Source organism: Pseudoalteromonas sp. SG44-1 (assembly GCF_014164315.1).
Classification (GTDB): Bacteria; Pseudomonadota; Gammaproteobacteria; order Enterobacterales; family Alteromonadaceae; genus Pseudoalteromonas; species Pseudoalteromonas rhizosphaerae.
Genome location: NZ_JACJEW010000064.1, coordinates 1 through 22,022, shown reverse-complemented (window position 1 = coordinate 22,022; position 22,022 = coordinate 1). Strand labels below are relative to the sequence as shown.

The 22,022-nt window shown below is 41.4% G+C and carries 19 protein-coding genes; 15 read left to right on the top strand and 4 right to left on the bottom strand.

Features of this window, described 5'->3' with window-relative positions:
- The 15 genes from infB to H5187_RS19895 all read left to right on the top strand — a co-directional run.
- The coding region (infB, locus tag H5187_RS19965; RefSeq protein ID WP_182718696.1) for a translation initiation factor IF-2 at positions 1-1,997 on the top strand (1,997 nt) is incomplete at its 5' end.
- Between the two features lie 111 nt (positions 1,998-2,108).
- Positions 2,109-2,567: a 30S ribosome-binding factor RbfA gene (gene rbfA / locus H5187_RS19960; protein ID WP_182740728.1), complete on the top strand. Its 459-nt coding sequence runs from the start codon at positions 2,109-2,111 to the stop codon at positions 2,565-2,567.
- Positions 2,551-3,501, top strand: coding sequence for a tRNA pseudouridine(55) synthase TruB (truB, locus tag H5187_RS19955; protein WP_145240440.1), 951 nt, complete (start codon positions 2,551-2,553; stop codon positions 3,499-3,501). The genes rbfA and truB overlap by 17 nt, the downstream gene beginning before the upstream one ends.
- A 108-nt stretch (positions 3,502-3,609) precedes the next feature.
- The gene (gene rpsO / locus H5187_RS19950; RefSeq protein WP_016707659.1) at positions 3,610-3,879 is read left to right on the top strand and encodes a 30S ribosomal protein S15; all 270 of its coding nucleotides are present in this window, start codon (positions 3,610-3,612) and stop codon (positions 3,877-3,879) included.
- Between the two features lie 353 nt (positions 3,880-4,232).
- Complete coding sequence (pnp, locus tag H5187_RS19945; RefSeq protein WP_145240442.1) at positions 4,233-6,359, top strand: polyribonucleotide nucleotidyltransferase; 2,127 nt, start codon at positions 4,233-4,235, stop codon at positions 6,357-6,359.
- Between the two features lie 138 nt (positions 6,360-6,497).
- Entirely contained in the window at positions 6,498-7,376 is an 879-nt protein-coding gene (gene nlpI / locus H5187_RS19940) for a lipoprotein NlpI (RefSeq protein ID WP_182798208.1), read from the top strand.
- Positions 7,360-8,571, top strand: coding sequence for a hypothetical protein (locus H5187_RS19935; protein WP_182718694.1), 1,212 nt, complete (start codon positions 7,360-7,362; stop codon positions 8,569-8,571). Before nlpI ends, H5187_RS19935 begins: the two co-directional genes overlap by 17 nt.
- 213 nt (positions 8,572-8,784) lie before the next feature.
- Entirely contained in the window at positions 8,785-11,577 is a 2,793-nt protein-coding gene (locus H5187_RS19930; RefSeq protein ID WP_182798207.1) for a monovalent cation/H+ antiporter subunit A, read from the top strand.
- Positions 11,577-11,924 carry a Na+/H+ antiporter subunit C gene (locus H5187_RS19925; RefSeq protein ID WP_182798206.1) on the top strand — a complete coding sequence of 116 codons (348 nt, stop codon included), beginning with the start codon at positions 11,577-11,579 and terminating at the stop codon, positions 11,922-11,924. Before H5187_RS19930 ends, H5187_RS19925 begins: the two co-directional genes overlap by 1 nt.
- Entirely contained in the window at positions 11,921-13,438 is a 1,518-nt protein-coding gene (locus H5187_RS19920) for a monovalent cation/H+ antiporter subunit D (RefSeq protein ID WP_182798205.1), read from the top strand. Before H5187_RS19925 ends, H5187_RS19920 begins: the two co-directional genes overlap by 4 nt.
- Entirely contained in the window at positions 13,438-13,974 is a 537-nt protein-coding gene (locus H5187_RS19915; protein WP_145240454.1) for a Na+/H+ antiporter subunit E, read from the top strand. The genes H5187_RS19920 and H5187_RS19915 overlap by 1 nt, the downstream gene beginning before the upstream one ends.
- Positions 13,968-14,237, top strand: coding sequence for a K+/H+ antiporter subunit F (locus H5187_RS19910; protein WP_016707651.1), 270 nt, complete (start codon positions 13,968-13,970; stop codon positions 14,235-14,237). Before H5187_RS19915 ends, H5187_RS19910 begins: the two co-directional genes overlap by 7 nt.
- Positions 14,238-14,248: 11 nt before the next feature.
- On the top strand, positions 14,249-14,581 hold the full coding sequence (locus tag H5187_RS19905; RefSeq protein WP_182718692.1) for a Na+/H+ antiporter subunit G: 333 nt from the start codon (positions 14,249-14,251) through the stop codon (positions 14,579-14,581).
- A gap of 111 nt (positions 14,582-14,692) precedes the next feature.
- Positions 14,693-15,292 (top strand): hypothetical protein, encoded by a 600-nt coding sequence (locus H5187_RS19900; RefSeq protein WP_182798204.1) that lies wholly within the window; start codon positions 14,693-14,695, stop codon positions 15,290-15,292.
- A 127-nt stretch (positions 15,293-15,419) separates the two neighbouring features.
- A complete protein-coding gene (locus H5187_RS19895) occupies positions 15,420-16,448 on the top strand; it encodes a DUF2804 domain-containing protein (protein WP_182718690.1) in 1,029 nt (342 codons plus the stop codon).
- Between the two features lie 544 nt (positions 16,449-16,992).
- Here the strand turns inward: H5187_RS19895 and H5187_RS24710 are convergent.
- From H5187_RS24710 to glnD, 4 genes are all read right to left on the bottom strand, one after another.
- Entirely contained in the window at positions 16,993-17,466 is a 474-nt protein-coding gene (locus H5187_RS24710; RefSeq protein ID WP_259398514.1) for a hypothetical protein, read from the bottom strand.
- 76 nt (positions 17,467-17,542) lie between these two features.
- On the bottom strand, positions 17,543-18,004 hold the full coding sequence (locus H5187_RS24705) for a hypothetical protein (RefSeq protein ID WP_259398513.1): 462 nt from the start codon (positions 18,002-18,004) through the stop codon (positions 17,543-17,545).
- 240 nt (positions 18,005-18,244) lie between these two features.
- The gene (dapD, locus tag H5187_RS19885) at positions 18,245-19,072 is read right to left on the bottom strand and encodes a 2,3,4,5-tetrahydropyridine-2,6-dicarboxylate N-succinyltransferase (RefSeq protein ID WP_145240464.1); all 828 of its coding nucleotides are present in this window, start codon (positions 19,070-19,072) and stop codon (positions 18,245-18,247) included.
- 9 nt (positions 19,073-19,081) lie between these two features.
- Complete coding sequence (glnD, locus tag H5187_RS19880) at positions 19,082-21,700, bottom strand: [protein-PII] uridylyltransferase (protein WP_182740722.1); 2,619 nt, start codon at positions 21,698-21,700, stop codon at positions 19,082-19,084.
- Positions 21,701-22,022: the final 322 nt, after the last annotated feature.

Sequence of the window (22,022 nt, the reverse complement as noted above, 5' to 3'; positions counted from 1 at the left end):
GGAAGAAAGAAGAAGAAGAACGTAAGAAGCGCGAAGAAACCGCTGATCACCACCTTACGACTTCTACTTACGCACGTGAAGCAGAAGATGTTGCTGATGCGCGTGATGAGCAAGGCACACGCCGTGCTAAGAAAAAGAAAAAAGCCCCAGCGAAGGAGAAATTTGTTCCTTCGAGAGGCAAGAAAAGCAAGCTAAAAGCACCAGCTTCATTACAACATGGCTTCCAAAAGCCAACGGTTGACGTGAAAAACGAAGTGCGTATTAGCGAAACAATTACAGTTGCTGAGCTTGCATCACGCATGGCCGTTAAGGGCGCTGAAGTTGTAAAAACAATGATGAAAATGGGTGACATGGTTACCATTAACCAAGTGATCGACCAAGAAGCTGCACAGTTAGTTGCAGAAGAAATGGGCCACAAAGTTATCATTGTTAAAGAAAACGAATTAGAGCAAACAGTACTAAATGACCGTCATGAAGATGGTAAATCTGAGCCACGTGCACCAGTAGTAACTGTAATGGGTCACGTTGACCACGGTAAAACGTCAACGCTTGATTATATTCGTTCAGCAAAAGTGGCCTCTGGCGAAGCCGGTGGTATCACACAGCATATCGGTGCTTATCATGTTGACGTAAATGGTAACATGATCACTTTCTTGGATACTCCAGGTCACGCGGCGTTTACGTCAATGCGTGCTCGTGGTGCTAAAGCAACAGATATCGTAATCCTAGTGGTTGCAGCAGATGATGGTGTAATGCCACAAACTAAAGAAGCGGTTCAGCATGCGCGTGCAGCTGGCGTTCCTTTAATTATCGCTGTTAACAAAATGGATAAAGAAGGCGTAGACCCAGATCGCGTTAAGAATGAGCTTGCTCAACTAGACGTTATTCCTGAAGAGTGGGGCGGTGATACACAGTATGTGCATATTTCTGCTAAAACTGGTTTAGGTATTGATGACCTTCTTGAAGCGGTATTAAACCAATCTGAGTTGTTAGAACTTACTGCTCCAACTGTGGGTATGGCTGCTGGTGTTGTTATTGAATCTCGTCTTGATAAAGGCCGTGGTCCAGTTGCTTCTATCCTTGTACAATCTGGTACGCTTAACCAAGGTGACATTGTATTATGTGGTCTTGAGTATGGTCGTGTTCGTGCAATGCGCGATGAAAACGGTAAAGACATCAAGTCTGCAGGTCCTTCAATCCCAGTTGAGATTTTAGGTCTATCTGGTATTCCAGCTGCGGGCGACGAAGCAACTGTAGTTAAAGACGAGCGTAAAGCCCGTGAAGTTGCACTTTACCGTCAAGGTAAATTCCGTGATGTTAAACTAGCACGTCAGCAAAAAGCGAAGCTTGAAAACATGTTTACTAACATGACTGAAGGCAATGTGTCTGAAGTTAATGTGGTACTTAAAGCAGACGTTCAAGGTTCAATCGAAGCAATCTCTGATTCATTGACTAAACTGTCAACAGATGAAGTTAAAGTGAAGATTGTAGGCTCAGGCGTAGGTGGTATCACTGAAACTGACGCAACCCTTGCTGCAGCATCTAATGCAATCGTGGTTGGCTTTAACGTTCGTGCTGATGCATCGGCACGTAAAGTAATTGAGTCTGAGAACTTAGACTTACGTTACTACAGCGTTATCTATAGCTTGATTGACGAAGTGAAGCAAGCTATGTCTGGTATGTTAGCACCAGAGTTCAAGCAAGAGATCATTGGTCTAGCTGAAGTTCGTGACGTGTTCAAGTCACCTAAAATTGGCGCTATCGCTGGTTGTATGGTTACTGAAGGTGTTATTAAACGTAGCGCACCAATTCGTGTACTTCGTGATAACGTGGTTATCTACGAGGGTGAGCTTGAGTCACTTCGTCGCTTTAAAGACGATGTTGCTGATGTTCGTAACGGCATGGAATGTGGTATCGGCGTTAAGAACTATAACGACGTTCGCGTTGGTGACCAAATCGAAGTATTCGAAACAGTTGAAGTACAACGTACACTTTAATTGTTCGTAAGCTAAGATAATAAATGGGGGCTCAGCCCCCATTTGTGTATCCATTATTTAAATAACTTATTTATATTTCTCAATGAGTTATAATTTTTAGAGTAGAGTCTAATGAGAGAGTTTTCTCGTACTGATCGTGTTGCTCAGCAAATTCAAAAAGAAATTGCTGTTATTTTGCAACGTGAAATTAAAGATCCACGTTTAGGTATGGTTACAGTATCTGCTGTAGAAGTATCACGTGATTTATCTTATGCAAAAATCTTTATTACTGTGTTTAACACCCAAGATGAAGATGCTGCAAAGCAAAGTGCTAAAGTATTAAATGAAGCGACCGGTTATATTCGCTCACTACTTGGCAAACGCATTCGTGCCCGTATTATGCCAGAGCTTAAGTTTGTGGTTGATAATTCACTGATGGAAGGCATGCGTATTTCAAACCTTGTTGATTCTATTATTCGTGAAGATAAAGCAAAGCATGTAGATGACGAAGTTGATAGCGTAGATGATGCAGAGCATATCGACGAAACAGACAGCGAAAAAGGCACTAATACAGATGGCAAAGCGCAGTAAAGGCCGTCCAGTTGACGGTATTTTGTTGTTAAACAAACCAATAGGCATTTCATCAAATAAAGCGCTACAGCAAGCTAAAAGTGTGTATTTTGCACAAAAAGCGGGGCACACCGGTGCCCTTGATCCGCTTGCAACGGGTATGCTGCCTATCTGTTTTGGTGAAGCGACTAAATTTACTCAGTTTTTACTCGATACTGACAAAACCTATGTAGTTCGCGCTAAATTAGGTGAACGTACGACAACATCAGATTCTGATGGTGAAATTGTCAGTACTAAAGATGTCAATGTGACGGCTGAGCAACTTAGCGAAGAAATTGCTAAGTTTTTAGGTGAGTCAGATCAATACCCGTCAATGTATTCAGCGTTAAAATATGAAGGCCGACCTTTATATAAATATGCGCGTGAAGGCATTGAAGTACCTCGCAAGTGCAGAAAAATCAACGTATTTAGTTTAACACTAGATGAGTTCGATGAAGCTAATAACGAAGTGCAAATGACCGCCCATGTTTCAAAAGGTACTTATATTCGTACTATCGTCGATGACTTAGGCGAAAACCTGGGTTGTGGCGCGCATGTGATCATGTTGCATCGCAGTGCGGTAGGGCATTACCCTGCTGACAAAATGGTGTCACTTGAGCAGTTAGAAGCGTTATTAGTAAAAGCGAAACAAGAAGAGCTTACGCCTTCTACTTATCTTGATGAACTATTACTGCCAATGGACACCGCATTAGTTGGTCTACCTGTGGTTGAGCTCAGTAAAGAGCAAGGTAGTTCTTTTAGCCATGGACAGGCGGTTGTACTTGATATTGAACTGCCAGAAGGGGCAATTAAAGTGCTCGCTGATGGTGTGTTTATTGGCACTGGTGAACGTAATCCTGATGGCCATTTAAAGTCAAAACGTGGCTTATCAAATCAGCAAGAAACAACAGCGTAAAGTTTAGCTTGTAGTTATTGCCGTAGCTGGTAGAATACGCCCGCTAATCGTTTTGGCTGAATTAGTGATCGGCTAAGACACCTTTTAAATTTTATTTTTGGAGTTACTATGTCACTAAGCAATCAAGAAAAGATCGATATCATCGCAAAATTCGCACGTGCAGAAGGCGACACTGGTTCACCTGAAGTACAAGTTGCACTTCTTACTTTTGATATCAACAAGCTTCAAGGTCACTTTGCTGATCACAAGCATGACTTCCACTCACGTCGTGGTCTGCTTCGTAAAGTAAGCACTCGCCGTAAACTGCTTGATTACCTTAAAGGTAAAGACATTGCACGTTATACTGCGTTAATCCAAGAACTTGGCCTACGTCGCTAAGAACTAGATTACATAGAAAGGAGCTTTATAGCTCCTTTTTTTGTGCCTGAAATTTCTCACTCTCTCTGTCCACAACAATTAATTCTCTTGAAATATCAAATAAAAGCCACATAGTTAGTGACAGCAAAGCGCACTTTTTAGCGCGCCTATTATCACCACTTTTATCTAGGGACTAAGCTCGCAATTTTGCATTACTTTGTTATATACTATGCGCGTAGATAAAAAGGTTTATCTACGCTTATTCACATCATTGCCAATTGTAGTACTTAATTGATTTCCAACTGAATACAATTATGTACTGTAATTGGTACTTTGATGGCAACTTATTAGAACACATTTAAGGAACATTTTAAGTGCAAGCAATTATTAAAGAATTTCAACTAGGTCAACATACAGTTACCCTAGAAACCGGTGCAATCGCTCGTCAAGCAGACGGCGCAGTACTAGCAAGTATTGGCGACACATCAGTATTAGTTACTGTTGTTGGTAAGCGTGAAGCACAACCGGGCCAAGATTTTTTCCCACTAACAGTTAACTACCAAGAGCGTATGTACGCTGCAGGTCGTATCCCTGGTGGTTTCTTAAAGCGTGAAGGTCGTCCTAACGACGGTGAAACACTTATTGCACGTCTTATTGACCGTCCAATTCGTCCACTTTTCCCAAATGGTTTTGTAAACGAAGTACAAGTTATTGCTACTGTTGTTTCTGTTAACCCTGAAATTCAACCTGATATGGTTGCGATGATCGGTACTTCAGCAGCACTTGCTATCTCTGGTATCCCATTCAGTGGTCCAATTGGTGCAGCGCGCGTTGGTTACATCAACGGCGAATACGTACTTAACCCAACGTTAAAAGAGCTTGAAGAAAGCCAACTTGATTTAGTTGTTGCTGGTACTGATAACGCAGTACTTATGGTTGAATCAGAAGCTGACGTACTTGCAGAAGACGTTATGCTAGGTGCGGTTGTATATGGTCATGAGCAATCTCAAGCTATCATCAACGCAATCAACGAATTCAAAGCAGAAGCTGGCAAACCTACATGGGATTGGGCAGCACCTGAAAAGAACGTTGCTTTAGAAGATAAAGTAGCAGCAATCGCAGCTGATAAAGTAGGCGAAGCTTACCGCATCACTGATAAAGTGGCTCGTAAAGAAGCACTTGGCGTAGCTAAAGACGAAGTTGTTGCTGTATTAACAGCTGAGCTTGCTGAAGGCGAGTCACTAGACAAGCAAGAAGTTGGCAAAGTATTTGGTTCTCTTGAGAAGAAAATCGTACGTGGGCGCATCACTGCTGGCGAAAAACGTATCGATGGTCGTGAACCAGATATGATCCGTGCACTTGACGTAATGACTGGCGTATTGCCACGTACTCACGGTTCTGCAATCTTTACGCGTGGTGAAACACAAGCACTTGTAACAGCTACACTTGGTACAGAACGTGATTCCCAGTTAATCGATGATTTAACTGGCACGCACAAAAACCACTTTATGCTTAACTATAACTTCCCTCCGTTCTGCGTAGGTGAAACTGGTTTTGTAGGTTCTCCTAAGCGTCGTGAAATCGGCCACGGTAACCTAGCTAAGCGCGGTATCCAAGCTGTAATGCCTACATTGACTGAGTTCCCTTACTCAATCCGTGTTGTATCTGAGATCACTGAATCAAATGGTTCATCTTCAATGGCATCAGTATGTGGTACTTCACTTGCACTTATGAATGCGGGTGTGCCAATTAAAGCGTCTGTTGCGGGTATCGCGATGGGTCTAGTTAAAGAAGACGAAAAATTCGTAGTTCTTTCTGACATCTTAGGTGATGAAGATCACTTAGGTGACATGGACTTTAAAGTAGCTGGTACTGCTGCAGGTATCACTGCACTACAGATGGATATCAAGATTGAAGGTATCACTCAAGAAATCATGCAAATTGCGCTTAAACAAGCAAAAGCTGCACGTTTACACATCTTAGGTGTGATGGACGAAGCGATTTCTGCTCCATCTGAAGAGCTTTCAATGTTTGCTCCACGTATCTACACTATGAAGATACCACAGAAGAAAATCGCAGAAGTTATCGGTAAAGGCGGCGCAACTATTCGTCAACTTACTGAAGAAACAGGTACTACGATTGAAATCGGTGATGACGGTACAATCAAAATTGCAGCAACAGACGGTGAAAGCGCAGCAAATGCAATCAGCCGCATTGAGCAATTAACAGCTGAACTAGAAGTAGGTACTATCTACGAAGGTAAAGTTGTACGTATCGTTGATTTCGGTGCGTTTGTAAACATTCTTCCTGGTAAAGATGGCCTAGTGCATATCTCTCAGATCAGTACTGAGCGCGTAAATAACGTGACAGATCACCTATCTGAAGGTCAAGAAGTTAAAGTTAAAGTACTAGAAGTAGACCGTCAAGGTCGTGTACGTTTAAGTATCAAAGAAGCAATGGAATCAGCAGCTGCCGCAGCTGATGCACCAACTGACGCTTAATTGTTGATATTTAATCCAGATATTCTCTGGATAATATAAAAAGGGGCTGTATAGCCTCTTTTTTTATGCTTTAATGAAACCTCTTTGGATAGCACTTGTCCTATCAGTTTGCTACTTATCTTGGTATAAAGGATTTTAATGATACTTAAACACATAGCCTTGGCATCGTTTGCTATTCTGTCTTTAAGCGCCTGTCAATCTACTTCGCAAGCACAACCGACTGCGATTGTGAATGTGCCTTTCACTGCGCCTTTAGCGTCTGATTTTCGTAGTGAAATAGCGATAGCTCGTTATTCTGAATTATTAAATCGTGCTGATCTAGCGCCAGATCAACAAGCAAAATTATTTTATGACCGTGGCGTATTATTTGATAGTTTAGGTATGTCTACCTTGGCGCGGATTGATTTTAATCGTGCTGTGCAATTGAAGCCCGATTTAGCCGAAGTGTATAACTTTTTAGGTATTCACCATACCTTGATGCAACAATTTGAAAAAGCCTATGAATTTTTTGATTCAGCGTTAGAACTCAATGAGCAACACGAATATGCCTACTTAAATCGTGGTATTGCTCTTTACTATGGCGATAGAGCAAATCTTGCAGCAGCTGATCTTAAAGAGTTTTTAACTCGTTCACCCAGTGATCCTTACCGGGTGTTATGGCTTTATCTAGCGCAAGCAAGCGCTGATCCTGTGCAAGCTTTAGCAAACTTAAAAAGCAATGCACAAGGGCTGGATGATAGCCAATGGGCGTATAGTTTAATATCACTTTATTTGGGCGATATGAGCGAGCAGAGCTTTTTAACAAGTCTTGCCGATGGTGTTAAAACTGAACAAGAATATGCGCAGCGGCTATGCGAAGCTTACTTTTATTTAGCTAAAATATATCAAGCTAAAGGGCTTGATTATCAAGCCGCAGATTTCTTTCGTTTAGCACTTGCCACCAATGTGCATGAGTTTGTGGAATATAAATATGCGCGTTTAGAGCTTGAGTTAATGGCTGGTGAAAACGACAGTTAAATTATTTATTAGCGTTGTTGTTATGCTGAGTTTGGGATATTTACCAAGCTCAGTTAATCAGCATCGCGATATTGCCTTTTGGCATGTAAAACATACCCCAGATTCTATTCTTATTAGTTATTATCGTTTTATTGACGATTTTAATGCTCAGCTTAATTCATTGACTGATGCTACCTTATACTTATTAGCTATAAATGCTGTTACAGATGCACAATTTGCTTGGGCACTGCGGTTACTAACAAATGATCAAGCACAATCGGCTTTACCTTTTTGGCGTGTTAGCGTGGCTCAGCAAAGTGTTGATAAGCGCCGCAGACTCAGTGCATTGTTACTGCAATCAGAACGTTGGGATGATTTAACATCACTGGCAGAGCAACACCTGTTGCCTGCAAGTCATGCGGCAGAACAATTAAAATTACACCATGGCGCCACACCGGCGAGTATTGACCAAAGCTTTGCCAGTCATGAGGGATTTTTATTATCCTTTTCACAGCTGCAAGCGCAACCGCAGTGTCAGTTTAATGTGTTGATGATGACAGATCATCGCCAAGGTTTAGCAAAACTTAATGCATTTAAAATTCGTTATCAACAACACCCCCAACCGAGCTCAGGCAGTTTTTGTTTTAGTAAGCCGATTTATTTAGGGGACTCCATAAACTGCCAACAACAGCCGCAACATGCCGCTAAATGTGATTGGCAGCCTTTAGCTCACAATAAAGCTTGGCCAACGGGCTTTGATTTTATAGTGATGATGACCGCAACTGGCTCAGGCAATGTGCAAGGTGGCATAATGCACTTAAACTCGGCGAGTTATTACGGTTTATTTTTACATGAGCTGATGCACTTTAACGGCTTTGAAGATGAGTATCCATTACCCGCAGCGAAGCAGGCGTGGTTATGTAATCAAAAAGGCTTGGTGGCGCCGAACCTTTTTATTGCCAATGATCTTACACCACCGGCTGGCTGGCAGCTAAGTGATAGCTGTCAAACACCAATTAAAGCATATAAACCAAGTCATAACTGGTCAATAATGCAATATCAACAAATCCCTTTGTCAGTGCATTATCAACAATTATGGTTGCAACAAATTACTGATCCGAGCTATCAACCACTACGATTTAGCGACTATTTTCAGCAATTTAAAGCACCTATGAACTTTATAAACAAAATGACAAAAAAAAATATTGAGGGATAAAGTTGTAAATAATATGCTGTCAGCACTAAAATAGTACAAAATAACAGCAGGTAGAAGGGCTTACTATAGACAAAATCGTCGCTGATCAGTATAACTATATACCTATAAAGCGTTTATTGAAGCTAAAATTAAAACCATCCGAAATGACCAGTACTAAACTAAAACTAACTAGCAGTGTATTGATACTCTTATGACTTCAAAAGGTTTCTCTCTATGACTTTGCTCTGGATACCCCTGTTATCCTTAATTGGCAGTGTTATTTCTTCCTGCACCGGCAAATTGACTCGTAATCAATCTACGAGCTTAACTATGCTAGCGCCTTTATGCGCCTTAGCAATTGCGATTTATCACACGCCAGCGGTTTTAGCGGGTGAGACAATTCGCTTTACCACTCAATGGATACCAGCTCTGGGTATGGAGCTTGCTTTTCGCCTAGATGGCTTAAGCTTATTGTTTATCTTTATGATCTTAGGGATCGGGTTGCTGGTTATTTTTTATACCCGTTATTACCTAAGTAATAATGACTCGATGCCAAAATTATACTGTTACTTAATGCTGTTTATGACTGCAATGCTCGGTATTGTGATGTCGAATAACGTGATTCAACTATGGCTGTTTTGGGAATTAACCAGTATTAGCTCATTTTTGTTAATCAGTTTTTGGTGGCATAAATCAGAGGCCCGTAAAGGGGCACGTATGGCATTAGCAGTCACTGGAGCAGGCGGATTAGCTCTACTAGGTGGCTTATTACTGCTTGGTGATATTGTTGGTAGCTATGATCTAGACGTTATTTTAGCTAGCAAAACATTGATCCAGTCACATGACTTATACGAAGTTGCATTAGTGTTGGTATTGCTAGGTGCATTTACTAAATCAGCTCAATTCCCATTTCATTTTTGGTTACCGCACGCAATGGCAGCCCCAACGCCAGTGAGTGCCTATTTGCATTCAGCGACTATGGTAAAAGCCGGTATCTTCCTGCTTGCACGTTTTTATCCAGCGTTAGCTGGAACAGATATCTGGTTTATTTTGGTTGCCATGACCGGCTTGACAACGTTATTGGTCGGCGCCTACATCGCTTTATTTAAGCATGATTTAAAAGGGCTGCTGGCGTATTCAACCATTAGCCATTTAGGTTTGATCACTTTATTACTTGGGTTAGATACTGAACTTGCCACAGTAGCGGCAATATTTCATATTATTAACCATGCAACGTTTAAAGCATCATTATTTATGGCCACCGGTATTATTGACCATGAAACTGGTACGCGAGATATGCGTAAGCTCAATGGTATGTGGCGATTTATGCCTTATACAGCGACACTGGCAATGGTTGCTGCAGCGGCAATGGCTGGGGTGCCGCTATTAAATGGTTTCTTGTCAAAAGAAATGTTTTTTGCAGAAACCTTACATCAACAAATACTAGGTTCTATGTCGTGGCTTATTCCTGTATTAGCAACTCTAGCGGCTGCTTTTTCTGTGGCATATTCGGCACGCTTTATTCACGATGTATTCTTTAATGGCGACCCAATCAATTTACCAAAAACACCGCATGAGCCTCCTCGCTATATGCGTGTGCCAATCGAAATACTCGTTGTGTTGTGTTTACTAGTCGGTATGTTTCCAAACTTTGTGGTTGATGGTATTTTGTCAGCGGCGTCGCTAGCAGTTCTTGGGGAAGCGACACCACAGTTTAAACTGTCAATTTGGCATGGTTTTAATTTACCATTGCTTATGAGTGCGATGGCTGTCGTGGGCGGTGTATTTATATATATTCAGCGTAAGCACTTATTTAAGTTTCAAGCATCACTACCTCCATTAAATGCTAAAAAAACCTTTGAGCGGTTTGTCTATGCGATCATTAAGTGGAGTCAAGAAAAAATCAGCAGCACCGAAAATGGTTCTCTGCAACGTTACATTGTTGTGATGTTGGGGGTCGTATTGTTGTGTGCTGGTTGGCCATTGTTTGAAATGAACGCTTTGGCGGGTACTGCGCCACGTACGCCGATCGATTTTCATAATGCCATTGGTGCAGGTTTAATGATCATCGGTGCCATTAGCACTGTGATTTGGCATCGCTCACGGATGGTATCGTTATTGATGATATCAATCGTAGGGTTAATGGTTTCAGTGGCATTTACTCGCTTCTCAGCGCCCGATTTAGCGCTTACACAGTTAACCGTAGAGGTAGTGACAGTCATTTTATTAATGCTGGCATTATTCTTCTTACCGCAACGCACACCTAAAGAGTCGAGTTCATTACGTATTTTACGTGATTTAGGGATTGCCTCAGCAGTGGGGGTGGTTATTGCCAGTATTTGCTATGCATTATTAACGCGTCCGCTTGAGTCAATTTCAGATTTCTTTATCGCCAATGCAAAAACTGGCGGAGGCGGTACCAACGTCGTAAACGTTATTTTGGTTGATTTCAGGGGCTTTGATACCCTAGGGGAAATCACGGTACTGGGGATTGCAGCATTAGGTATTTATAAAGTATTAACTAATTTACCATTGTTTATGCCAGCCAGTGACAGTGAAGGTCGCCCTTGGGCGCGAGAACGTCATCCTCTGTTATTAGCCAGTATTTCACAAAGTTTATTGCCATTGGCGTTATTAGTCTCTGCGTATATCTTTTTGCGCGGTCATAACTTACCTGGTGGGGGCTTTATTGCCGGGTTAGTCACTGCAATTGCCTTTATTTTGCAGTATATGGCTCATGGTTCAATTTGGATCTCTGAGCGCTTTGATGTGAACTATCGAAAGATCATTGCCTCGGGTATCGCCATTGCAATGTTAACAGGGCTAGGAAGTTGGGCATTTGGACGACCGTTTTTAACCACTTGGTTTGAATATTTTGATGTGCCATTTATCGGCAAAGTAGAACTGGCCAGTGCCATCGTATTTGATTTAGGTGTTTACATGACCGTAGTCGGCGCGACCTTAATGATACTCGCAAGCCTAGGTAAGTTAACCGCAAATACACCTAAGAAAGAGGTAAATATTTAATGGAACTGTTATACGCTTCATGCGTTGGTGTATTGGTGACTTGTGGGGTGTACTTGATCCTAAGAGCACGGACTTTTCCGGTAGTATTAGGATTAACGATGCTGTCATACGCAGTGAACTTATTTTTATTCTCTGCGGGGCGCTTAACGATTAATAAAGCCGTCGTGCTTGTTACTGGCACTGACTATGCCGATCCGCTGCCGCAAGCGTTGGTACTGACAGCTATTGTAATTGGTTTTGCAATGACCGCCTTTGTCGTGATTTTGGCAATTCGTGGTCGTGCTGATTTAGGCAATGATCATGTAGATGGTCACTTAGGTAAAATTGAACACAAGGAGCACAAATGATCCAGCATCTAGCTTCTTGGCCAATTTTATTACCTATGCTTGCCGGCATTATTTTACTGTTACCTCCCTTTGGGAAAAGTATTCCTATTCGTCGTGTTGCCTCTGTAGTCATGGCATTATTAAACACTTTCGTCAGTGCGCTATTATTATGGCAAGTTTTCGAGTCAGGCATTATTGTGTATGCCATCGGCGGCTGGCAAGCCCCATTTGGGATCGTGCTGGTTGCTGATTTAGTGTCAGTCCTACTGGTGTTACTAACGTCATTTCTAGGTTTGGCTGTTACTGTGTACAGCTGTATGGGAGATGATGAAAAAGGGGGCTTTTTTCATCCTTTAGTACACTTTTTGGTACTGGGTGTTAACGGTGCGTTTTTAACAGGGGATTTATTCAACCTGTTTGTATTTTTTGAAGTGCTGTTAATTGCTTCCTACTCATTACTAATGCATGACGGTGATAAACACAAAACGCGATCAGCCATTCAATACGTGAGTTTAAACCTGATTGGATCGAGTGTTTTTTTGATTGCACTGGGTATTTTATATGGTGTATTAGGCACCTTGAATATTGCCGATATGGCACAAAAAGTGTCGCAGTTACAGGGCGATGACGTCTACCTTGCAAAAATTGGTGGGTTATTACTGCTGGTTGTTTTTGCGCTAAAAGGCGCATTGTTACCACTGCACTTATGGTTACCCAATACTTACGCTAGTGCAATGCCTGTGGTGGCAGCGTTATTCGCAATTATGACTAAAGTGGGTGTATACGCAATGCTGCGTGTCTATACCGTTATCTTTGGTGATGAAGCAGGGCAACTTGCACACATGGCACAACCTTGGTTGTGGGGCTTGGCCGTTGCAACTATTATAGTTGGCTCCATTGGTGTTGTTGCCGCGCAAGATTTACGCAAGCTCACTGCTAATTTAGTGATTGTATCGGTGGGGACTTTAGTCGCCTTAGTCGCATTACAAAACATTAATGCCACAGCGGCGCTGTTGTATTACTTAGTGCATTCAACCTTAGTGTGCGCGGCCTTATTTTTAGTGGCCGACCTGATTGCTCATCAGCGTGGTAAAGTTGCGGATCGTTTAGCGCCAGGACGCGGCGTAGCGCAACCATACTTATTAGGCACGTGCTTTATTATTGCTGCTTTAGCGGTAGTCGGCATGCCACCACTGTCAGGGTTTGTGGGTAAAATATGGATTTTAAAAACCACCTTAGATAGCGAAAAAGCATTGCTATTTTGGCCTGTTTACTTGCTTGCCAGCTTTGCATTATTGGTCGCATTATCTCGAGCGGGTACTACCTTGTTTTGGGAACGCAAACACCAAGACAGTGAACCGACTGAAGGAGTAAAAGCACATCCATTGCAGGTCACAGCAATAATTGCTTTATTAGTTTGTTCGCCTTTGTTAGTGATCTTTGGCGGCGCAGTAAGTGAATATATGATTGCTGCTGCTACGCAATTGCATGATATTACTGGTGGTATTAATACGGTACTTGGAGGGGGCTTATAATGCGTTTAGAATCACGTTTTCGTTGGTTACCAACACCTTTTCGCAGTGCATTATTGTTTGTCGTATGGCTGCTACTTAATAACAGCGTATCGGCAGGTCATATAGTGTTGGCTGTGATATTCGCTATTTTAATTCCTTTAGTCAGTTTTCCATTTCGCGAACCACAACCGCTTATTATTAAGCCCGGTTTAGCGCTAAAGCAGTTAATCATCGTGATGTACGACATTATTACCGCCAATATGCAAGTCGCATTGCTTATTCTTGGGCCAGTTAAAAAACTGCGTCCCGCGTTTGTAAAAGTACCAATAGAGCTCAGTCATGCTATGCCTATAACTATTTTGGCAAGCACAGTATCGCTCACACCGGGCACCGTAAGTGCAGAGGTATATCCGATACCTGAATCTCTCGCTGAGGGTGAGCAACCAACGCAGCGTTATTTGCTTATTCATGTATTAGATTTAGATGACGAACAAGCATTGATCGACACCATTAAACAACGTTACGAAGCACCTCTTAAGGAGATATTTCAATGTTAGAAACGGTCTTTTTAATTGTTTTTGCAATGATTGGTTTATCGTTACTGCTTAACTTATGGCGTTTGGTGGTAGGCCCTTCTGTACCTGACCGCATTTTAGCGCTAGATACTATGTATATTAATACCATAGCGTTAATTATTTTATACGGTATGAGTATGGGCACAGGGTTGTATTTTGAAGCTGCACTGTTAATCGCGATGCTTGGCTTTGTAAGTACAGTAGCGGTATGTAAGTACTTGTTACGTGGCGACATCATCGAATAAAGGGTAATAACATGATCAGTGAATGGATAGTTTCTATATTATTATTAATCGGTGGTGCATTTATATTAATAGGCTCGATAGGCCTTATCAAAATGCCGGACTTTTTTATGCGTCTGCATGGTCCTACAAAAGCTACAACCCTTGGCATGGCTGGAATGCTAATCGCCGCGATGATATTTTTTAGCAACACGCAAGATGGCGTTAGTGTCAAAGAATTATTGATCTCAATTTTCTTATTGATCACCGCACCGATCAGCGGTTACATGCTAATAAAATCAGCAATCCACCATAAACTAAAAGCTAAAGACGGCACCAAAGGTTTGGATAACATCGAAGACGATTAATTTTTTGAAGATTGAAGATTAATATCAGCCCGTTAAGTTACTTTAACGGGCTTTTTATTAACGGTTTTTATTTGTACACTCAAACCTATCATCAACTTCCATCACTTATAAATGCTAAAACATAAAAAACTTATTATCGCGTGCTTGCTGATATTATTGCCGTTGCTAGATAGTTTATTTATACCAACGGCTTTTGGGCTGCAATGGCATAATGCAAAAAGCATGTATTTATTCAGTGCTTATATGATGCCGATTAAATTAATATTGGTGACTATCGGTGGCTTTTTGTTAGCAAGCCACGATCATCCCCATCATGATGAGCCCCGAGTTTGGTATGCTAAATTATTTGATATCAGCTTTTTTATATTGGCAGGGATCCAATTTATTGTCCTAGCAATCATTAGTGCATTGTATCTAGTGGTTGGCACTCAAGCCGACGACTACCGGCAACAGGGGAATATTAGTGTGTATACCTCGGATGTTGGCGCGTTTGGCAAAGCAACGCATTATTTTTCTTATCAATGCACTGATAAAAATGGCTTTTATAGTTTAACACCGATAGCCACCCTCGATTGGTTAGGGTCGTTCACATTTAGTGAAAAAGCGAATACCTTAATCATCAAGCATGACGATCACAGTGGTAAAGGCGAACAAATTAAACCAATAGATATCAGTGGATTTGGCTGTAATGTGTTAAGTTTTAAACGGTAAGCTTTAAGTTGCTCTGAGCTAAATTTAATATCAGCATGATAAATTTATATTATTTGCGTTTGTAGGTTTACTGTACGAGGTTAATAAGCGAATGATTGTATTTTAGATACTAAAGGAAGCTTTTTATATGGCTAAAAAAGAGTTGATCGACCAAGATGGACAAGTCGACTTTGGTATTTTTCCAGATGGAGTAGATGACATCAATTACTTGGATTTTGACCTGCGTAGTACTATGGGTAAATCCAGAAGTACGCTTTTTAAAAAGTTAAGCTTTAATCAATTTCAATTTATTAGTTTGAGTTGCGAGCAGTTAATTATTGGTTTAGCGATCGTTGATTTAAAAATTGCGAGTCACTGTTTTGTATATGTATACGACCCACAAACGACAGAATTCGATGAAGTCAGTTTTATCAGCTTACTGGCTTTAAATACGTGTATTGATAGCACACCAAACACCGGGCAAGCGACTTTTCGAAAAGGGCGTAACAGCGTAACTATTAATACAACCGCTAAGCCGCAAATACGCTCGGTAGAGGTAAATTTAAAGTCCGGGCTGAAAATTAGTGCCTGTATTGATGAATCGATAAATTATAACCCGCTTGCGGTGTGTGTTCGTGCCGGTTTTACAGGCTTTCATTTTACCCAAAAAACTGCCGCATTACCCTGTACTGGAACACTTCAGTGGCGTGGTAACAAATATGTATTTGAAGAGCTTAAAATACTGGCAAGTGTTGATTGGAGCGCGGGTTTCATGCGTCGCGAAACCTTTTGGAACTGGGGGAGTTTAGCCTGCACATTAGCTGATGGCCGCCGCTTAGGTTTAAATTTAAGTGCGGGGGTTATTGAAACAGGTTTTACCGAAAACGCCTTGTGGCTCGATGGCACGCTTTATAAAATTGATATGGTCGATTTTCAATTTGAGCGCTATGGTAATGCTAAAGCAACGAGTAAATGGCGGCTGCGTTCAAACGACGGTATCATCAATTTATACTTCGAACCAATAGGTAAACGCCAAGATAAAACCAACTTAATTATTATCGCGACTAACTTCACTCAACACTTCGGCCGTTACTATGGTGAAATAACTCTTGCAGACGAAGTTATCACACTTAACGGCGAATGGGGATTTACCGAAGACCACTATGCGAAGTGGTAAAGAGTACTTAATACCAATCGACTTAAATATTTAACCACCCTAGCGAGCTAAATAAAGCGCTAACTGCGTTATAATTTTTTCAAGTAGAACAACTGCATGTCAAAATTTATGCCTTGTTATCACTGCATTTATCTGTAGTTATAAATGGTCAGTAACTTTACACGATTGGTATAACCTGACTATCGTTTAAAAATGAACTTAACATCTATCCCAAGATCAGCTCGTTGCCGCGTCACTAAATTCAATCGATTTGTTCAACGACTATAGTGCTTAATGCACTGTGTGATAAACCAAATCGAATCTTGTATTAGGTAAACACCGACAGCACCCAACGTGAGTAAAGTCGCGGCAGCTTGCAACAGCAAATGCTGCGACACATGCTTCGCCAGCAAGCCGTTGTTAAGGTAACTCCCCAGCAGTGAGCCAAGTCCCAAAAAAATCTCACTATAACCAAATTGCTCAGGCGTGAACCCCAGCGCTGCGAATTAAATCCGCCCAGTTGGTAATAAGAAAAAAGGGAAATGTTGTAAAGTGCCACCAACAATTACCACTGACATTTTTTAACTAACTCAAACCAAGAACGAGTAAACTTTTTAGGGGGGATTTTCTTTGGTGGTACGATAGGGACTTCGAGCTTTTTAGCAAAGTAACGGTGTACAAAGGTTTTCATTTGATCGCTTTCTAATTGCTCGTAAGCTATTTGCAATTGTGCTACGTCCTTTCGGCTAACATAATTTCCTTTAAGTTTTTTAAAACGCATTTCCAGCCACAGTAATAAAGCTTGTTTAGCCTCATTGGGAAAGGCATGGGTTAAAGTGGATGTGGGTCCGTATAATCTTTCAAAGTTTATTGTTTGATCTTGGATCAAAAATACCATTAACAGATTTAATCCTGCAGAAATTTGTCCCGCTCGCTTGTCAATAATTTGATAACGGCTTAAGGCACTACGAAAATAATGTTCAGCTTCTGGGATTTTATTCTCATCAAGTGCCAAATAGCCCAAGTTACTTTCTATCATGGCGACAACGTTAGGGAGGTTTAAACGCACCGTGAAATTATAGCTTTCGGCATATAGGTTACGCGCTTCGTCATTGTTATTTTGCCATAGCGACCAGTGCCATACTGTTGGTAAGCGTCAAGCGTTGACGATCATTTTCAGCGTATTTATAACCACATTGAAAACTTAGTTGGGCATCGTCTAAATACTCTGCATAGCGTAGCCAAATACCTAACGCACTCATAATAGACGTTATTCTCTTTTTGAAATAAGGGGCTTGCTGCTGACTAAATATCGCATCTACAGACTGATGAAGGCGGTCAAATTGGCTGGTCGGAACGGCTGCTCGGGCGTTAATAAGATGCCAACGAATAAATAACTCAGGTAAAACTTTATCGATATCGTCAAGATTTTCAAGAATAATAATAGATTGCGCTGGGTTGACCACAAGGTAGTCTTCAGCTTCGTTTAACTTATTTTCAAAAGTGCTTAGTTCAGTAGCAAAAGCTTGCTGAAAACCAAGTAACAGGAACCAATATATAACGAAAAGCCGTAACAACTTGATCTCAATTACTTAATGATGTAATTGATAATTATAGTTGCCGCAGTCATACAAATCAAAGCTAATAAACCAGAATAACTTCTTAGCTATCAAGTATGTTGTATTTAAAGGTGATATTTATCATAAAAGAGAAAATAACACAGATAGAAAAAGCCCTAGATCTATATAGATTTAGGGCTTTCATTTATTTATTGTTAATGTCAATCAGCTTATCGGTTAGAACTTTTCAGCTCTCTATTATTCGTCTATCGATCTCAATAATGCATTAATCCCTACTTTTTCGCGGGTTTGCTGATCTACTTTTTTCACGATAATTGCAGCGTACAAGCTGTGAGTACCGTCTTTTGATGGCAGTGCGCCTGGAACAACCACAGCACCTGCTGGTACGCGGCCGTAGTGGATCTCGCCAGTTTCGCGGTCGTAAATGCGAGTACTTTGGCTGATGTAAACACCCATTGAAATAACAGCGCCTTCTTCAACGATCACGCCTTCTACAATTTCAGAGCGTGCACCAATAAAACAGTTATCTTCAATGATAGTAGGATTGGCTTGTAATGGCTCTAAAACGCCACCTATGCCAACACCTCCTGACAAGTGTACGTTCTTACCAATTTGTGCACACGAGCCTACAGTGGCCCATGTATCAACCATAGTGCCATCATCAACGTAAGCACCAATGTTTACATATGATGGCATCAATACTACATTTTTACCGACAAAGCTGCCTTTACGGGCAACAGCGTTTGGTACAACGCGCATGCCACCTTGCTGAAATTGCTCCGGTGTATAGTCGCTAAATTTAAGTGGTACTTTGTCATAAAACTGGTTTACGCCGTCGTTCATTGGTTGATTGTCACGAATACGAAACGACAGTAACACGGCTTTTTTTAGCCATTGATGGACAACCCACTCACCACTGATTTTTTCAGCAACGCGTGCGGCACCACTATCAAGTAGCTCAAGTACATCGATTATGGCTTGTTTTACATCACTAGGTACTGTGCTCGGGCTGATGCTATCACGGTTATCCCAGGCGTTTTCAATGGTGGTTTTTAAATCTGACATAAGATCCTCTTATTCGGTTTCTGCGTTGAGTTTTTTACGCAATGCTTGATGAATTTTTGCTTGTTCTTCGTCGGTAAGAGCTTGGTATTCGTTATTCGATACCACGAAGAAATCTTCTGCACGTTCACCTACGGTGGTGATCCGCGCGGCGTGTATATGTAATAAATGGGCTTGAAACACTTCGGCAATTTTGGTTAATAAGCCAGGAATATCTACCGCTTGAATTTCGATTAAGCTGCGGTCTTTACGCGGGTGAGGGCGCAGGATAATTTTTGGTTTAATATTAAAATCTTTAAAGCGTTGTGAGCGATTCTTTTTAAAGCGAATTTTCTTTTTCGGATCAGCAAGCGCTTGATCAAGGCCGCGTTTGATTGACTGCGCTTGAGCGCTGGCAATCGGGTCGCCACTGACTTCAAGTACTACAAAGCTAAACAGCACATAGCCGTCGCGAGTGGTGAGCACTTGAGCATGTTGAATTTGCGCTTTTTTAGAGCCGATCACACTTACTAAACGGGCAAATAAACCGCCGGAGTAGGGGCTATAAACAAAAATCTGTGTACCGCCGTGCATGGCTGTATTTGATACCGCAACACTGGGTTGGCTTAAATCAACGCAGTTTAGTAAATGTTCGGTGTGCCATGATAGTTGTTGTTCACTAAAGGCCGTAAAGTAATTTGCTTTAAAACGGCTCCAAATTAAATCAATCTGATTTTCATCATAGCCATTGTTGATTAACCGTTGTTTGGCTTGATGCTTTTTATCGCGAATTTGGTCGCGCTGATCCATAGGATTTTCAAGGCCTAACCGTAACGCCCTTTGAGTATGCAGGTAAAGCTCACGCAACAAGGTGTTTTTCCAATCATTCCACAAGTTGTCGTTAGTGGCGCGAATATCTGCGACGGTTAAGCAGTATAGGTAATCAAGTTGTCGTTCGGTTTTAACTCGAGTAGCAAAGTCTTTGATCACATCTGGGTCATTAATATCTTTGCGCTGTGCAGTTACAGACATAAGTAAATGGTTACTAACTAGCCAAGCAATCAATTTGCCATCGGAAGTTGAAAAACGATGTAATTTGGCAAAAGCAATGGCATCAACAGCACCGAGTTCTGAGTGATCGCCGCCACGGCCTTTGGCAATGTCATGGAAGATGCCTGCTAAATACAGTAGCTCGGGCTTGTCCATGCGGGTGACTATTTCACAACAAATAGGAAACTCACTGACGTTTGCTTTATCAAAATATTGATAAATGTTATTGATCAACTTATGAGTATGTTCATCCACAGTATAAGCGTGAAATAAGTCAAATTGCATCTGTCCAAAAATGTTTCGCCACTGGGGTAAATAAGCGGCAAGCATGCCGTGCTTGTGCATTAAAGTAAATGCACGGCCCATGCCGTTAGGGTGTTTAATTAGCCGTAAAAAGGCTTCACGACAGGCGGCATAATCTTGCAAATCTCCTAACAGACGACGGCGCACTTGGCGGATGGTACGGATAGTACTTGGGTAAATATGGGTAATTTCAGGGTTATCGGCAATGTGTTCGAACAATACAAATAGTTGATCACGGCGAAAGAACACGGACGGATTTTTTACCCTAATTTGATGGCCAACACGTTCGAAATTACGATCGAGTTCAACCACTGCTTGTTCGTTACTTTCCGGTAAAATGCTTTGTTCAAAATATGATAACAACATTTGATTTAGCTCACGGACCCGGCTCATGATCCTAAATAATCGCTTCATCATCCGCTCAACTGAGGCTTTACCATCGCTACCAAAGCCAAGTAAATCAGCAGCCAGTGGTTGATGATCAAATAACAACCGGTTCTCAGAGCGTCCAGCCGCTAAATGCAGCGCAAAACGGATATTCCAGAGATTTTCTAAACACTCCAACAGCTCTTGGTATTCTTCATGAGTGAGATAGCCGTGGCTAATAAGCTCTTGTAAGGTTTCGGCTCTAAAATGTTTTTTAGCAACCCAAATGATGGTTTGCAGATCTCGCAGGCCACCGGGATTTTCTTTGATATTTGGTTCGAGGTTGTATGCTGTACCGTGACATTTTTTATGACGCAGTTGTTGCTCATGTACTTTTGCTAAAAAGAATTCGTCAGAGTGCCATACAGGCGTATCAAGAATATGCTCTTTGAGTTTTTCATATTCAATGTGATTACCGAACAGTAGTCGACTTTCAAGCAAGCTAGTGGCAAAAGTTACGTCGGCACGTTTTTGCTCAATCGCTTGCTCAATGGTACGCACACTGTGGCCAATTTCTAAATTAAGATCCCATAGCATGGTCACAAATTGGCCGATTTTTTCACACACTGCATCACTAGGTTGCTCAGTAACTAGCAGTAAAAAATCGATATCTGAATAGGGGTGCAGCTCACCGCGGCCGTAACCGCCAACGGCGATCAAGGCTAAATCTGGCTCATGGGCTAAATCATAAACATGAAACAGTTTAATCAGTAAGCGGTCGATAAACTCAGCCCGGGCATTAATCAAATTACCGACTGGCTGTTTTGAAAACTCGTTTTGTAACCATTTATAAAAATAAGTAGAACAATCGCGGTAATCGGTTAATTGCTCAGCATCGCTGAGCAATTTTTTAACTTTATTGGGTAATGCCACCTAGGCTCCGTATTATCTTAATAGCAGAAACAATTAGTAATGACCGTTTTTACACTAAATTAGCAAAAAATGCGAGAAATGAACACATTGTAATTATAACAAATTCTTGAGTAAAAAGTTGCAACGTTAACTAATTTAAAGAAGGCAGATTACGATAGAAGATAAATTTTAATTGCAGAATTAATTTGTTCCTATTACAGGGCAAGATCACGAACTTTACCTTGACTTAAAAGTATGATCTTATACTCCTTTTTAAGGAGCCCCCATGCCTGATATTCAACTATTTAAATATTTCGAATCAATTGACGACCCTCGCCAGCAG